16 protein-coding genes are annotated in these 14,629 nt (G+C 71.6%); 8 read left to right on the top strand and 8 right to left on the bottom strand.

Features of this window, described 5'->3' with window-relative positions:
* Nucleotides 1-57: 57 nt before the first annotated feature.
* Together A3CE_RS0136520 and A3CE_RS0136515 are read right to left on the bottom strand one after the other, a co-directional pair.
* The gene (locus A3CE_RS0136520) at nucleotides 58-894 is read right to left on the bottom strand and encodes a hypothetical protein (protein ID WP_020645055.1); all 837 of its coding nucleotides are present in this window, start codon (nucleotides 892-894) and stop codon (nucleotides 58-60) included.
* 164 nt (nucleotides 895-1,058) lie between these two features.
* Nucleotides 1,059-1,301, bottom strand: coding sequence for a DUF3039 domain-containing protein (locus A3CE_RS0136515; RefSeq protein WP_020645054.1), 243 nt, complete (start codon nucleotides 1,299-1,301; stop codon nucleotides 1,059-1,061).
* Between the two features lie 67 nt (nucleotides 1,302-1,368).
* Between A3CE_RS0136515 and A3CE_RS0136510 the strand changes: the two genes are divergently transcribed.
* From A3CE_RS0136510 to A3CE_RS0136495, 4 genes are read left to right on the top strand one after another with little or no spacing between them, the layout of a single operon-like run.
* The gene (locus tag A3CE_RS0136510) at nucleotides 1,369-2,157 is read left to right on the top strand and encodes a sporulation protein (RefSeq protein ID WP_020645053.1); all 789 of its coding nucleotides are present in this window, start codon (nucleotides 1,369-1,371) and stop codon (nucleotides 2,155-2,157) included.
* A 2-nt stretch (nucleotides 2,158-2,159) separates the two neighbouring features.
* Nucleotides 2,160-2,777, top strand: a complete 618-nt coding sequence (locus tag A3CE_RS0136505) for an HD domain-containing protein (RefSeq protein ID WP_020645052.1) — start codon at nucleotides 2,160-2,162, stop codon at nucleotides 2,775-2,777.
* A gap of 9 nt (nucleotides 2,778-2,786) precedes the next feature.
* Nucleotides 2,787-3,692, top strand: a complete 906-nt coding sequence (locus A3CE_RS0136500; RefSeq protein ID WP_020645051.1) for a pseudouridine-5'-phosphate glycosidase — start codon at nucleotides 2,787-2,789, stop codon at nucleotides 3,690-3,692.
* On the top strand, nucleotides 3,689-4,561 hold the full coding sequence (locus A3CE_RS0136495; protein ID WP_020645050.1) for a carbohydrate kinase family protein: 873 nt from the start codon (nucleotides 3,689-3,691) through the stop codon (nucleotides 4,559-4,561). Before A3CE_RS0136500 ends, A3CE_RS0136495 begins: the two co-directional genes overlap by 4 nt.
* Nucleotides 4,562-4,577: 16 nt before the next feature.
* On the opposite strand, the gene A3CE_RS0136490 is transcribed toward A3CE_RS0136495, so the two are convergent.
* Both A3CE_RS0136490 and A3CE_RS0136485 read right to left on the bottom strand, forming a co-directional pair.
* Nucleotides 4,578-4,892 (bottom strand): DUF3099 domain-containing protein, encoded by a 315-nt coding sequence (locus tag A3CE_RS0136490; RefSeq protein WP_020645049.1) that lies wholly within the window; start codon nucleotides 4,890-4,892, stop codon nucleotides 4,578-4,580.
* Between the two features lie 38 nt (nucleotides 4,893-4,930).
* A complete protein-coding gene (locus tag A3CE_RS0136485; protein ID WP_020645048.1) occupies nucleotides 4,931-6,196 on the bottom strand; it encodes an amidohydrolase in 1,266 nt (421 codons plus the stop codon).
* 28 nt (nucleotides 6,197-6,224) lie between these two features.
* On the opposite strand from A3CE_RS0136485, the gene A3CE_RS0136480 reads away from it, so the two are divergent.
* The 4 genes from A3CE_RS0136480 (at nucleotide 6,225) to A3CE_RS0136465 (ending at nucleotide 11,629) form a co-directional block, all read left to right on the top strand.
* Nucleotides 6,225-7,727, top strand: a complete 1,503-nt coding sequence (locus tag A3CE_RS0136480) for a DUF7782 domain-containing protein (RefSeq protein ID WP_026469206.1) — start codon at nucleotides 6,225-6,227, stop codon at nucleotides 7,725-7,727.
* Entirely contained in the window at nucleotides 7,724-8,149 is a 426-nt protein-coding gene (gene dtd / locus A3CE_RS0136475; RefSeq protein ID WP_020645046.1) for a D-aminoacyl-tRNA deacylase, read from the top strand. The genes A3CE_RS0136480 and dtd overlap by 4 nt, the downstream gene beginning before the upstream one ends.
* 288 nt (nucleotides 8,150-8,437) lie before the next feature.
* On the top strand, nucleotides 8,438-9,466 hold the full coding sequence (locus tag A3CE_RS0136470; RefSeq protein WP_020645045.1) for a sigma-70 family RNA polymerase sigma factor: 1,029 nt from the start codon (nucleotides 8,438-8,440) through the stop codon (nucleotides 9,464-9,466).
* Between the two features lie 510 nt (nucleotides 9,467-9,976).
* Nucleotides 9,977-11,629 carry a fumarate hydratase gene (locus A3CE_RS0136465; protein WP_020645044.1) on the top strand — a complete coding sequence of 551 codons (1,653 nt, stop codon included), beginning with the start codon at nucleotides 9,977-9,979 and terminating at the stop codon, nucleotides 11,627-11,629.
* Between the two features lie 99 nt (nucleotides 11,630-11,728).
* On the opposite strand, the gene A3CE_RS0136460 is transcribed toward A3CE_RS0136465, so the two are convergent.
* The 4 genes from A3CE_RS0136460 to A3CE_RS0136445 all read right to left on the bottom strand — a co-directional run bounded on the left by A3CE_RS0136460 (nucleotide 11,729) and on the right by A3CE_RS0136445 (nucleotide 14,549).
* Complete coding sequence (locus tag A3CE_RS0136460) at nucleotides 11,729-12,391, bottom strand: hypothetical protein (protein ID WP_020645043.1); 663 nt, start codon at nucleotides 12,389-12,391, stop codon at nucleotides 11,729-11,731.
* Nucleotides 12,392-12,592: 201 nt separating this feature from the next.
* Nucleotides 12,593-13,120, bottom strand: a complete 528-nt coding sequence (locus A3CE_RS0136455) for a hypothetical protein (RefSeq protein WP_245589640.1) — start codon at nucleotides 13,118-13,120, stop codon at nucleotides 12,593-12,595.
* Between the two features lie 101 nt (nucleotides 13,121-13,221).
* Nucleotides 13,222-13,749 carry a hypothetical protein gene (locus tag A3CE_RS0136450; RefSeq protein WP_020645041.1) on the bottom strand — a complete coding sequence of 176 codons (528 nt, stop codon included), beginning with the start codon at nucleotides 13,747-13,749 and terminating at the stop codon, nucleotides 13,222-13,224.
* Nucleotides 13,750-13,796: 47 nt separating this feature from the next.
* A complete protein-coding gene (locus tag A3CE_RS0136445; RefSeq protein WP_020645040.1) occupies nucleotides 13,797-14,549 on the bottom strand; it encodes a GntR family transcriptional regulator in 753 nt (250 codons plus the stop codon).
* Nucleotides 14,550-14,629: the final 80 nt, after the last annotated feature.

The following is a 14,629-nucleotide window of genomic DNA, read 5'->3' as shown; positions in this document are numbered from 1 at the left end:
ACTGGCGAGTTACGGCCCCCATCACGTGAGTCACGGGCTTGATCACGCGAGATCCGGCTACTGGCGGAAGCGGTAGGTCATGCTGTCGAAGACGACGCAGATGCTCGGGGACATCACGATCACGCGGAGGGTGGCGTCGCGTTCGTCGAAGTCGATGCCCTCGACCTCGAAGTTGCCGCTGCAGCCGCTGCGCAGCGGGAGCTGGGCCAGCGAGGTGACGTGGCCCGTGACGTCGGAGCCGGCGAGCGGGCCGGCCAGGTCGACCTGGAGCAGCGGCTTCGTGGTGCCGAAGAGGCTGCCGTCCGGGTCGTCGGACGCGCAGAGCAGGCGGGTCGCGGTCTGGAAGTCGCAGCCCTGGACGTCGCGGACCGGGTGGTCGAGCCGGATCGCCGACACGTACGGCAGGTTCTGGGCCGGGTTCGTGAACACCGTGCCCGGCATCGGGTGCACCAGGAGCCGGTCCATGGTGCCCCACTCCCCCGCCACCAGCCAGCGCGCGTCCGGCGACACGGCGGCGAAGGAGTTGTTGTTCGCTTCCCACGACTCGAGGTTGTGCTTGTAGTTCGTCCACGAGCCGTCCGGGGCCTGGACGCGGAAGAGCTTCGCGCCGCGGTCGTCACGCTGGTAGGGCTCGACGTACCAGCCCTGGGCCGAGCCCGGGTCGCCGACGTGGTTCCAGCCCTGGGAGTTCAGGTCCGCCGGGATCGTGCCGATCCCGGTGTAGCGGATCGTGGTGCCCGACGGGCGCACGATCGTGGCGAGCCCCTGGCTCTCGTCGAGGGCCCTGGCGTGGTCGGAACCGACCTCCGTCCAGCCTGTGACGGCCTGGGCCAGCGCCGGCGAGAACGCGGTGAGCAGGGCGACGACGGCGAGCACGATCCCGGTTCTGCGCATGACGCCTCCGGTCGGAGTGGGAAACCTGGCGAGCAGGATTTACCAGCACTCCCGGGCGTCGCACACCCGCCGAATGAAGGTTTTTCACGTTTGTTCGGCGATCTGTCCGATTCCGGACAGCTCGAAACCCCGGCGGGTACACCCGCCGGGGGTTCAGGCCCGGATCACTTGCCCGGGCGGAGGCTGTCGTAGATCTCCTTGCAGGCCGGGCAGACCGGCGACCCGGGCTTCGGCGACTTCGTCACCGGGAAGACCTCGCCGCACAGCGCCACCACGTGATTGCCCATGACCGCGCTCTCGGCGATCTTGTTCTTCTTCACGTAGTGGAACATCTTCGGCGTGTCATCGTCGGTGGTGTCCGTGCCCTCGGGCGTGGTTTCCGGCTTCGTCAGCGTCTCGGTGCTCACCCGGCCATTGTGCCCGACTTCCCTCGAACCTCGTACGAAAGCCCCTCGGCCTGGCAGGATTCCCCGCATGTTCCAGAAGGTGCTCGCGACGTTCGGCTCGGGCGGGGCGAAGATCGACGCCCGGCTGCTGGACGCCGCCGCGGCCCCGGGCCGCCCGCTGCACGGCGAGGTCCTGCTGCTCGGCGGCGAGGTCGACCAGGAGATCAAGGGCCTCGCGGTGACGCTGCTGGCCCGCGTCCGGCTGCCCGGCGGCGACCGGACCGAAGACCTGCCGTTCGGCTCCCAGCAGCTCGTCGGCCGGGAGACCGTCCGGGCCGGCCGGCAGGTCAGGGTGCCGTTCGAGCTGCCCCTGCCCTGGGAAACGCCGGTGACCAGCGTCTACGGCAAGCCGCTGACCGGCATGGCGGTCGGGGTCCGGGCGGAGCTGGACGTGGCCGCGGCGGTGTCGGACCCGTTCGACGCCGATGCCGTCGCGATCGAGCCGCTGCCGGCGCAGAAGCGGATCCTCGACGCGGTGAGCCGGCTCGGCTTCACCTTCCGCGAGGCGATCCTCGAGCCGGGCCGGGTCGACGGCGCCCGCCAGCAGCTGCCGTTCTTCCAGGAGATCCGGTTCGCGCCCTCACCCCGCTTCGCGAGCGTCTTTTCCCAGTTCGCGGTGACTTTCCTGACGTCGCCGGAGCGCACCGACGTCGTCCTGGAGGTCACCAAGCGGGTGCGGGTGAGCAAGACCGGGGGCTTCGGCGGCCGCGGGCAGGACTTCCTCGGGATGTTCACCGTGAAGCCGGACGTCGACTGGGAGAAGCAGCTCGAAGCCTGGCTGGACCAGGTCGCGCGGCCGCGCGGGATCTTCGACTAGCCGTGGAGTGGACCGACGCGATCACGGTGCTGGGCGGCGCGTCCGACGCGTGGCCACGGCTCGAAGCCCGGTACGGCGAGCCCCACCGCCGCTACCACACGCTCACGCACGCCGCCGCGGTCGCGCGTGACTCCGCCTGGCTGGCCGAAGGCCTCAGCGCCACCGAACGCGCTGTCGTCGCCGTCGCGGCTTGGACGCACGACGTCGTGTACGACGCGAAGCCCGGCGAAGACGAACGCGCCAGCGCCGCCTGGGCCCGCGAAGCCCTGGAAGGGGTCGCCGAAGCCCACGTCGAGCGGGTCGAAGGCCTGATCCTCGCCACGGTCAAGCACGACGCCCCGGCGGACGACCTCCTGGCCACCGCGCTCCTCGACGCGGACCTCGCGATCCTCGGAGCACCCGAAAAGCAGTACGAGACGTACGCCCGCGGAGTGCGCGAGGAGTACGCGAAGTACCCCGACGACGTCTGGCGCGAAGGGCGTATCGCCGTCCTCGAACGGCTTCTCGACCGGCCGCTCTACCGCAGCGAAGCCGCGCGGACACGCTGGGCGAACGCCGCGACGGCGAACCTCACAGCGGAGCTGACCCGCTGGCGCCGCGCGGCGGCCGATCACCGATGATGGTCCCTCGTGACCACCCCACTTCACCTGCACGAAGAGATAGCCTCGGCGCTGCGTGACGGGCACCCCGTCGTCGCGCTGGAGAGCACCATCCTGTCCCACGGCCTGCCGCCGGGCCGCAATCTCGACGTCGCCCGCCGTCTCGAAGGCGTGGTCCGCGACGGCGGCGCTGTCCCGGCCACGATCGCGGTGCTCGACGGGCGGGTCGTCGTCGGCCTCTCCCCCGCGGAGCTCGAGCGCGTCTGCGCGCCGGACGCCGGCCTGGACAAGCTGTCGCTGCGCGACCTCGGCCCGGCTGTCGGGCTCGGCCGGTCCGGCGCGACGACCGTGGCGAGCACGTCGGCGCTGGCCGCCGCGGCCGGGATCGGCATGTTCGCCACCGGCGGGCTCGGCGGCGTGCACGTCGGTGCCGCGCAGAGCTGGGACGTCTCGGCGGACCTCGGCGTGCTGGCGAAGGTGCCGACCGTCGTGGTCTGCTCGGGCGTGAAGTCGGTGCTCGACATCCCGGCCACCCTCGAGGTGCTGGAGACGAACTCGGTCCCGGTGCTGGGGTACCGCACCGACGACTTCCCGGCGTTCTACCTGCGTTCGTCGGGGCACCAGGTCGGCTGGCGGGTCGACGACCCGAAGCAGGCCGCCGCCGTGATCGACGCGCACCGCGCGTACGCGAGTTCGGGTGTCCTGCTGGCGAACCCGATCCCCGAAGCGTCCGAAATGGACAAAGAACTGCACGACCGGCTGCTCGCCGAGGGCCTCGCGCTCGTCGCGGACCGCGGTGTGCACGGCGCCGACGTCACGCCGGTGCTGCTGGAGCACTTCCACACCGCGAGCGGCGGCGTCAGCATCGACGCGAACGAAGCGCTGGTGCTGAACAACGCCAAGCTGGCCACCGCGGTCGCGGTGGCGCTGGCATGAGCGGGATCGTGGTGGTCGGCGACGCGGCGCTCGACGTGATCGCCCGGCACGACAAGCCGTTGCCGCACGGGGGCGACGCCCGCGCGAAGATCCGGTTCACCGGCGGCGGCGCGGGTGCCAACACCGCGCTGTGGCTGCGGTCCCTCGGCGCGGAGACGACACTGCTCGCGCGGATCGGCAACGACCCGGGCGGCCGGCTGATCCGGGCCGAACTGGAGGCCGCGGGCGTGCGCTGCGCGTTCGCCGTCGACGCCGAGGCGCCGACCTGCTGCGTCGTCGTCATGGTCGACGGGTCCGGGCAGCGCAGCATGCTGGCCGACCGCGGCGCGAACCAGCGCTTCGCGCCCGAGGACGTCACCCCCGAGGCGCTCGCCGGGGCGAGCCACCTGCACCTGTCCGGCTACGTGCTGCTGGACCCGCCGTCACGCGAGGCCGGTCTCGCCGCGCTGGCCAAGGCGAAGGAAGCCGGCCTGACGACGTCGGTCGACCCGCAGGCCGCCGCGCACATCACCGACCCGGCCGCGTTCATGGCCGATGTCCGCGGGGTGGACCTGCTGATGCCGAACACCGAAGAGCTGGTAGCGCTGACCGGTTCGGCGGATCCCGCGTCGGCGAAGGAGCTGCTCGGCACGGTCGGCGCGGTGGTGGTCACCGCCGGGCTCGGCGGGGCCAGCTGGGTCGACGCGGGCGGCGTCACGAGCGTGCCGGCGGTCGAGGCGGAGTGCATCGATTCGACGGGTGCGGGTGACGCGTTCGACGCGGGCGTGCTCACCGGCTGGCTGGCCGGGGAGTCCATTGTGGACGTCCTGCGGCACGGGACGCGGCTGGGCGCGCTGGCCGTCGGGAAGGTGGGTCCCCAACCGGTCTGACGCAGCCGGTCTGATCTCAGCCGTCGATGACGCGGTGCGTGGTGCTTTCGATCGCCTTCGCCTCGCGCTGGTAGGTCGAGACCTGCTCGGACTTGCGGGGCGGGCGGTCGTTGGCGATCAGCACCGCGATCCACGGCAGCGGCACGGAGATCGCCAGGAAGCCCAGCGCCAGCCACCACACGTGGTAGGTCAGCCCGGCCGCGATCAGGCACGGGATGCGGCAGCACATCATGATGACGTACTTGCGCTTGCGCGCGGCGAACTGCTCTTCGTACGACGGGGCCGCCCCGGTGATCAGCACCGGGTCCGAGTCGTTGGCGGGCATGGTCACTGCACCACCTCCGCCGTCCATCGTCCCACTTGCGGGGTTCATCCGACACCGGGGTGACGCAACTTGCTCACCGCGGCGAGGACCAGCGTCTCGATGCCGGTGCGCAGGGTCGGGTGCAGCACCGGGGCGAACCGCGGCGAGTGGTTGGACGGGATGTCGCGCTCGAACCGGCCCTCGGTCATCGCCGTGATCACCGTCTCCGGGTCGTAGCCGCCGACCAGCCAGAACACCGACGGCGCGCCGGCCGCGCGGCCGAACTCGCTGAAGTCCTCGCTGCCGGTGACCAGCGGTGCCGGCAGCACGACGTCGGTCCCGAAGCGGCCGCGGAAGACCTCGGTGAGCGCGTCGTTGGCGGCCTCGTCGTTCTCGGTGACCGGGTAGGAGCCGGACCGCTCGATCCGCGGCGGCTTCGGCGCGCCGGCCGTGGCCGCCTCGCCGTTGACGATCCGCTCGACCGCCGCCAGCACCCGCTCGCGCACGGCCTGGTCGAACGAGCGGATGTTGACCTCCATGACGGCGTCGTCGGCGATCACGTTGCTCGCGGTGCCCACGTGCAGCGAGCCGACCGTGACCACGGCCGAGTCCGTGGCGGCGATCTCGCGCGACACGATCGTCTGCAGCTTGAGCACCACGGACGCGGCCAGCACGGCCGGGTCGACGGTCGTCTCCGGGCGCGAGCCGTGCCCGCCGCGGCCGTGCAGGGTGACGCGCAGCGTGTCGGTCGCGGCCATGATCACGCCCGGCCGGGTGAGCACCCAGCCCGCCGGGCCGGGCACCAGGTGCTGCCCGAACACGACGTCGGGCTTCCCGGCGATCTCGAACAGGCCGTCGGCCACCATCGCCGCGGCGCCGCCCGCGCTCTCCTCCCCCGGCTGGAACACCACCAGCAGCGTGCCGGCCCAGGTGTCGCGCCCCTTCGCGAGCAGCGCGGCGGCGCCGGAGAGCCAGGTGGCGTGCATGTCGTGCCCGCAGGCGTGCATGACCGGGACGTCGTTGCCGTGCTCGTCGGTGCCGCGGGCGGTGCTGGCGTAGGACAGCCCGGTCTTCTCCTCGACCGGCAGCGCGTCGATGTCGGCGCGCAGCAGCACCGTGGGCCCCTTGCCGTTGCGCAGCACGCCCAGGACGCCGGTGCGGGCGATGCCGGTGTGCACCTCGTAGCCGTCGCCCTCCAGCCGCCGGGCCAGCTCGGCCGCCGTCCGGGTCTCCGCGAAGGACAGCTCCGGGTGCCGGTGGAGGTCGATGTACAGCGCTTCGAGCTCGGGCAGCGCCGCGTCGAGCGGGGCGAGGACGCGTTCAGGGGTCACGGGAGCCATCGTGGCAGCATTACCCACCGTGAGCACGCGAAGTGGATTGCCCGACCTGTCCGACGACGTCTGCGCGCGGCTGCGCGAAGCCTTCCGGCGCACCGGCTACGACGCCGACGGCGTGGTGGCCGCCCTGGGCGGGGCCGCGCACGCGGCGCTGGGCCGCGGCGAGCCGGTGCCGGCCGAGCGCGCGAGCCGGGACGCGGGCGACCTCGGCACGCTGATCCGGCTGTTCCTGCTGGGCGGCACCGAGCCCGAGACGGCGATCAAGGCGGCGTTCGCGCCGCTCACGCCCGAGGACGCCGCCGCGGCGGGCCTGCTGGCCGCCGTCACCGGCGGGTACCGCGCCGCCCTCGACGTCCGCCCGCACGGCGACGAGGAGGGCTCGTGGTGGGTCGTCTCCGACCTCGACGCCGACCTGCTCGGCACCACCGTGCCCGAGGACCACGTCCTCGGCGTCGGGCACGCGTCGCTGTCGCTGATCCGCGCGACCAGCCGCCGTCCCGTCGGGACCCTGCTCGACCTCGGCACCGGCAACGGCGTGCAGGCACTGCACGCGTCCCGGCACGCCGGGCGCGTCACCGCCACCGACGTCTCGGCGCGGGCCCTCGCGCTGGCCGCGGCGACGTTCCGGCTCAACGAACTGGACGTCGAGCTGGTGCGCGGCGAGTGGTTCGCGCCGGTCGCGCGGCGGAAGTTCGACCAGGTCGTGTGCAACCCGCCGTTCGTGGTCGGGCCGGCGCGCGTCGACTACACCTACCGCGACTCCGGGCTGGCCGGCGACGACGCGAGCGCGCTGGTCGTGCGCCAGCTGCCGGGCTTCCTGAACGACGGCGGCGTCGGCCACCTGCTCGCTTCGTGGCTGCACACCTCGCGCGAGGACTGGGCCGATCGGGTGAGCCGGTGGCTGCCCGCCGAGACGGACGCCTGGTTCGTGCAGCGGGACGTCGCCGATCCGGCGCTCTACGTCGGCACGTGGCTGCGGGACGCCGGGCTCGACCCGCGCTCGCCCGAGGGCCGGGTGAAGGCGGCGGCGTGGCTCGACTGGTTCGCCGCCAACGACGTCCGCGGCATCGGCTTCGGGTTCGTCACGCTGCGGCGCGCGGCGGGGCGGACCCCGACCGTGGTGTGCGAGGACCTCAGGCAGGCGTACGACGACCCGCTGGGGCCCGAAGCGGCGAACTGGCTGGACCGCGTGGAATGGCTGCGCGAATCGGGTGATTCTTTACTGGATGTCCGCTTTGTGGTGCCCGACACGGTTTTGCTGGAAAGCGTCGGGGAACCCGGTGACGAGGGCTGGGCGACGACGATCCGCCGCCTGCACCGCACCGACGGACCGGGCTGGCAGCACGAGGTCGACGAGCTGGCCACCCGGCTGCTGGCGGGCTGCCGCGGCGCGCTGCCCCTGGAGGACCTGATCGAGCTCCTCGCGGCCGCGCAGGGCCTGTCGTCCGAGGAGCTGGCGGCCGCCGCGTTGCCCGTCGTCCGCGAGCTCGTCCGGCACGGCATGCTCGTCCCGGCGGAGCGGTGAGGGCGGTCGCGGCCCGCGTCACACGGGCGGACGTCACGGTCGGCGGCGAGGTCGTCGGGGCGATCGACGAGCCGGGTTTGCTTGTGCTGCTGGGAATCCACGTCGGCGACGATGTCGCGAAGGCGGCCGCGATGGCACGCAAATTGCACGAGCTGCGCGTGCTGCGTGACGAGGAATCATGCGCCACGGCGAATGCGCCCCTGCTCGTGGTGAGCCAGTTCACGCTCTACGGCGACACGAAGAAAGGGCGCCGGCCGTCGTGGACGCAGGCGGCCCGGCCGGAGGCCGCCGAGCCGTTGGTGGACGCCGTCGTGGCCGGGCTGCGCGGCCGCGGCGCCACCGTGGCCACAGGCCGCTTCGGCGCGATGATGGCGGTCTCGAGCGTCAACGACGGGCCGTTCACCGTTCTCATAGAGGTCTAGACCATCGCGGGACGGTTCACTTCCTGACCGGATTCACATGGGATTCTCAGGTTTTCACCGCATGAACGTTCTCAGCAAAAGCTCAGCAATGGTTGAGCAACCGGATCGCTCCGGCATCCGTCTTGTTCAGTAGACGGACCGGGAACGTTTTGGGAACCCGGAACGTTGTGCCAGATGTCCAGCCAAGCCGGCCGGACCGGCGTACCGGGCTCCACAGGCCCCGGTTCGCGGGTGCGAACCGGCGGGACCACCGCAGCCGCACGTTCAGCCCGTGACCGGGGAGGCAGAATGTCAGTCCAGACTCTCGAACGCGAGTCGCGCGGGATTCGCGAGCGCATCCCGGCTCAGGTGTCCGAGGAGCCGGTGAGCGTGGGGGCGCTCGCCGACGGCGACCTCGACGCCCCGAGCCCCGCCGCCGACCTCGTGCGTGTCTACCTCAACGGTATCGGCAAGACGGCGCTGCTGTCCGCGGCCGACGAGGTCGAGCTCGCCAAGCGCATCGAAGCCGGCGTGTTCGCCCAGCACATGCTGGACACCGGGGAGAACCTCACCACCAAGCGCCGCACCGAGATGGCCGCGCTGGTGCGCGACGGCCACGTGGCCAAGAACCACCTGCTGGAGGCCAACCTCCGCCTGGTGGTCTCGCTCGCCAAGCGCTACACCGGCCGGGGGATGCCGCTGCTCGACCTGATCCAGGAGGGGAACCTGGGTCTGATCCGCGCGGTGGAGAAGTTCGACTACTCCAAGGGGTTCAAGTTCTCGACCTACGCCACCTGGTGGATCCGGCAGGCCATCACCCGGGGCATGGCTGACCAGGGCCGCACGATCCGGCTGCCCGTCCACCTGGTGGAACAGGTGAACAAGCTGGCCCGCATCAAGCGCGACCTGCACCAGCAGCTCGGCCGCGACGCGACCCACGAGGAGCTGGCGGCCGAGTCGGGCATCCCGGCGCACAAGATCTCGGACCTGCTCGACCACTCGCGTGACCCGGTAAGCCTGGACATGCCGGTCGGCACGGAGGAGGACGCCCCGCTGGGCGACTTCATCGAGGACTCCGAGGCGACCGACGCCGAGAGCGCCGTCATCTCGGGCCTGCTCCAGGACGACCTGCGCCGCGTGCTGGCGACGCTGGACGACCGCGAGCAGCACGTCATCCGCCTGCGCTACGGCCTCGACGACGGCCAGCCGCGCACGCTCGACCAGATCGGCAAGCACTTCGGGCTGTCCCGCGAGCGCGTGCGTCAGATCGAGCGCGAGGTCATGTCGAAGCTCCGCCAGGGCGAGCGCGCGGACCGGCTGCGCGCCTACGCCAGCTGATCGGTTTCTCGTTCGAGGGCGGGTGCACATCGTGCACCCGTCCTCGGTCATTTCCGTCCCCCGGCGACCAGGCATTCGGCCGGGCACGAAAATTTTCCACGAAAACCGCGTTTCACCCTTCACAGGCCGGGGTAGCAACCCTCCGCCAGCACCCGTTCGGCGGCGTTGACTTATGACCTGCGTCACGACAGCCTCGAAGTGCCGGCGCAGGCCTCGCAATCGGATGTGCACGCATCCGGGCGCTTTCCCCGGGAGGTCGGGTCCGTCGGGGTGGACCCGGCCTCCCGACCAGCTTCCGCCACGCACCGGACGTCGGCTCACTTACCAGACGGTCGGCTCACGAACCGACCCTCCAGGTACGCCGGCCGGCTCTCCAGGTACGCGAGCCGTCTCTTCCGGTTCGTGGGGTGGGGCGGGTGGGGCGTCTCACAGTCACCGCATGCCTCTTCGGTGTGGACGTCGCCGCTGCGTAGGGTGGACCGATCCCGGAGCTGGCAAAGGAGCCTGGCAGTGCCGTCCACCACGTTTCAGCACACCGAAGTCCTCCCGCTGGGCAAGGACACCACCACCGAGTACCGGCTGGTCACCGACGAAGGCGTCGAGACCGTCGAAGCCGCCGGGCGGACGTTCCTGAAGATCGACCCCGCGGCGCTCACCACCCTGGCCCGCACCGCCATCACCGACATCCAGCACCTGTTGCGCACGTCACACCTGGCCCAGCTGCGCGCCATCGTCGACGATCCCGAAGCCAGCGGCAACGACCGGTTCGTCGCCATGGACCTGCTGCGCAACGCCGCCATCTCCGCCGGGGGCGTGCTCCCCATGTGCCAGGACACCGGCACCGCCATCGTCATCGGCAAGCGCGGCGAGGGCGTTCTCACCGGCGGTGACGACGAGCGCGCCCTTTCGCGGGGCATCTTCGACGCCTACCAGCAGCTGAACCTGCGCTATTCGCAGATGGCGCCCGTCAACTTCTGGGACGAGCGCAACACCGGCACCAACCTGCCCGCCCAGATCGAGCTGTACCACAAAGAAGGGGACCCGACTTACGAGTTCCTCTTCATGGCCAAGGGCGGCGGCAGCGCCAACAAGACGTTCCTCTACCAGGAGACCAAGGCCGTCCTGAACCCGAAGCGGCTCGCCCGCTTCCTCGACGAGAAGCTGCGCAGCCTCGGCACCGCCGCGTGCCCGCCGTACCACCTCGCGATCGTCGTCGGCGGCATGTCCGCGGAGTTCAACCTCAAGGTCGCGAAGCTCGCCTCCGCCCGCTATCTCGACAACCTCCCGGCCGAGGGTTCCGCGCTGGGCCACGCCTTCCGCGACCAGGACCTCGAGCAGCAGGTCCTGGAGATGACCCGGCAGTTCGGCATCGGCGCGCAGTTCGGCGGCAAGTACTTCTGCCACGACGTCCGCGTCATCCGGCTCCCTCGGCACGGTGCCAGTTGTCCCGTCGGCGTCGCCGTCTCCTGCTCGGCCGACCGGCAGGCCAAGGCCAAGATCACCGCCGACGGCGTCTTCATCGAGCAGCTCGAGCGCGACCCGGCCCGCTTCCTGCCCGACGTCACCGAGGAAGACCTCTCCGACGACGTCGTCAGCGTCGACCTCAACCGGCCGATGGCCGAGATCCGCGCCCAGCTTTCGCAGCTGCCGGTCAAGACGCGGCTTTCGCTCACCGGGCCGCTGGTCGTCGCCCGCGACATCGCCCACGCGAAGATCGCCGAACGCCTCGACGCCGGTGACGAGATGCCGGACTACCTGAAGAACCACCCGGTCTACTACGCGGGCCCGGCGAAGACGCCCGAGGGCTACGCGTCCGGCTCGTTCGGGCCGACCACGGCCGGGCGGATGGACTCCTACGTCGAGCAGTTCCAGGCCGCCGGCGGCTCACTCGTCATGCTGGCCAAGGGAAACCGCTCGAAGCAGGTGACCGCGGCGTGCCAGGCGCACGGCGGGTTCTACCTCGGCTCGATCGGTGGCCCGGCCGCCCGGCTCGCGCAGGACTGCATCAAGAAGGTCGACGTCCTCGAGTACGCCGAGCTCGGCATGGAGGCCGTCTGGAAGATCGAGGTCGAGGACTTCCCGGCGTTCATCGTCATCGACGACAAGGGCAACGACTTCTTCGCCAGCACCGGCGATCCGGTGCTGCAGATCAGCTTCCGCTGACAGGCGAAGCGGCCTTCCGTCCACAAAGGACAGAAGGCCGCTTCTGGCCCGGAGAAGGGACACCGGCCCGCCACCGGTGCCCCCTTCCTTCCCGATCCCTCAGCCGACGCGCTCGATCCGCGCGCGCCGGATGAGGAACTTTCCGGGTTCCCGAACCTGTTCGAAGGCCGCGTTGTTGAGCAGCGTGCAGCTGCCCGACACCGACGTCACCGTCACCGTCGTGGACTTCGAGTTGTCCAGGTTCGTCACCTTCAGCTTCGTCCCCGCCGGGAACTGGTTGCTCGACGCGGCCGGCGCGCCGCCCTCCCCCGAGAGCGTCACGGTCGAACCGGCGCACACGACGCCGCCCTTCTGCGCAGCCGCGCCCTGGTCCTGCTTCTTCTGCTGACCGGGCGCCTGGGCCTTGCCCGGCGCGCTGCCGGAGTTGCCGGGCGCGGCGGCGGCCTGGCCGTTGTTCGCCGCGACGTTCGCCGCGCAGCCCGCGACCTGCCGCCGCTGCTGGATCTGGTCCACCACGGCCTGCCGGTTGGCGATCCGCGCGGCCGACTGCGCGTCCGGGTTCGCCTGCTGGCCCGCGATGAAGGTCAGGTTGTTCTGCAACGCGGTGTCGAGTCCCGCGCAGTTCTCCTTGGGCGCTTCGGCGGCGTTGCCCGCGGGACTGCTCAGCGCGATGGCCGTCGCGGTGACGCCGGCGACCCCCAGCAACGCGGCCAATCCGACGGTCGCCTGCTTGCGGTGCCGACCACTGCTCAACCGGGGCATGGGCCCCTCCTCTCTGATCACCACCTCACCCGGGGACACGGCCCGGTCACCGCGGCGGTTCACCGGGAGCGCTGACAATTTTCGACAACTTCGACAACCGTGCTCTGACCTGGTCCGGACCAATGCCGAACCGTCCACTGCGGACTCGCCGCACGAAAACGGCCCCGGAGAAGGTCTCCGGGGCCGTGGCGTCGAGCGCGGTTATTTCGGCGGCGTTGTCTTCAGCACCACCGTGCGCTGGTCCAGCGGCGCGGCGAGCGCGACCGAGATCACCGGGTAGCGGATGTCCATCGTGCACATCTGGCCGGTCTGCGCCTTGGTCTCGCTCAGGTTGACCACGACGCGGTCGCCCGTCTGCTCGGCCGCCTCGCCGAGCGCGTGGCCGCAGCCGCCTTCCTGGGCCCGGATGTCGAGTACGGTGCCGCCGTTGGACGTCCACACCTCGTGCGGGAACCCGCTGGGCAGCGCGGTCGCGTCGATCTTGCCCGGCGGGACCGGGGTGCTGCCCTCGGGCACGGTGAGCCGCGGCTTGCCCGGCGGGTTGGCCGTCGGCGGCGCCGGCAGCACCGATGCGCTCGGCGACGGCGAGGGCGATGTCGACACACTCCCGGTGGGAGCGGCGGAGTCGCCTCCCGCGGCGGGCTGGGCGGTGGACATGTCCGGGCCGGCACAGGCCGTCACCATCAGCAGGAGCACACCTGTCCCGGCCACCTTCGCTGAGTACCTCATGCCGCTAAGACGGAACGGGGGCGCCGCGGGGTTGCACGGGACATGGTCTGGGAGGGCGTCCCCGGGCATCCCGGCGCCGCCCTCCCAGCGTCGAGGGGGGTTCAGCCCTGGCGGAGGACGACCGTGCGCGTACCGAGCGACTCGGAGAGCGGCAGGGGGATCCGGATCTCCTTGATGTAGTCGGGGCACATCTGGCCCTTCGGCGCGGAGGTGACGGTGACCAGCACGACCACCTGCTGCGCCGCCTGGTCGCCGACGCGCGCCGAGACGCGGCGGCAGCCGCCCTCCTCGGCCTGCAGGGTCAGCGTCCGGCCGTCGATGCTCCGGAAGAGGCTGCGCGGGTAGCCCTCGGGCAGCCCACGGGCGTCGACCTGCGTCTCGGCCACGACGTCGTCACCCGGCGCAATCCCCTGCGTCGGGCGCCCGACGGTCTGCGACGGCGGCGGGCCGGCCGGCGGGATCACCGTCCCGGGCACGGTCGGTGACGTGGGGGGTGCCGAGGAGCCGGTCAACGACGTCCCGGCCCCGGGGCCGCTCGCCGCGGGGGCGCCGGCGCCGGTATTCGCCGCGCAGGCGGTCACCGTGAGCAGCAGCAGGCCGGTCCCCAGCAGTTTCACCGTGGTACGCATACCTGCCAGACGGAACGGACGCGCGCCGGGTTGCATCCGGGCGCCGGTCAGTCGGCGCGGCCCAGGCGGGTCAGGAAGCTGAGCCGGTCGCCGCGGTAGAGCGAACGCGCGCGCTCGAACGGCGTGCCGTCCGGCCCCCACGCGACGCGGTGCGTGAGCAACATCGGCAGGGCCGGGTTGGTGCCGATCAGGAGCGCTTCGCGCGGGGTGGCCAGCACGGTCTCGACGCGCTCCTCGGCGCCGTGGACCACCACGCCGCTCAGGCACGCGGGATCGAACGCGTCCAGGAGGCCCGGGAACCGGTCGGCGAGGAGATATGTCGACTCCAGGCCGACCCGCTCCTCGTCGGCCAGCAGGACCCGCTCGATGTGGAACACCTCCGCGTCCGAGGTGACCCGCAGGTCGGCGGCCAGCGCGCTGCCCGCCGGGCGCCGTTCCAGAGTGATGACGGCGCGGCCCGGCCGGATGCCCTGGCGCCGCGGCCCCGCGGTGGAGCCGGCCAGGGCCAGCGGCTGGACGAGCTTCGGACCGGCGACGTACGTGCCGCTCCCCTGGCGGCGGCTGAGCTTGCCCTCGAGCACCAGCTCTCCCACCGCCTGCCGTACCGTCGCCCTCGACACTTCGAACCGTTCGCACAATTCCCGTTCCGTGGGCAGCACCGCGCCTTCGCCGAGTTCCGCGATCACCGCCAGCAGCTCGACCTTGACCGCGTAATACCGCGGGACACGGCCGTGCTCGGGAATCCCGTCGAGGACGGGGCCGTCGGCGGACAGGCGGGAATGGGGCGAAGGGGCGGGCACGGAATCGACCCTATTCGTTTCCCCGCGTGCCATGGTTCGCTGTGGCGATTAACACGGCTGTCACACGGAGGATCACCCGG

Source organism: Amycolatopsis balhimycina FH 1894 (assembly GCF_000384295.1).
In the GTDB taxonomy this organism is placed as follows: Bacteria; Actinomycetota; Actinomycetes; order Mycobacteriales; family Pseudonocardiaceae; genus Amycolatopsis; species Amycolatopsis balhimycina.
This window is presented reverse-complemented; position numbering and strand designations above follow the sequence as displayed.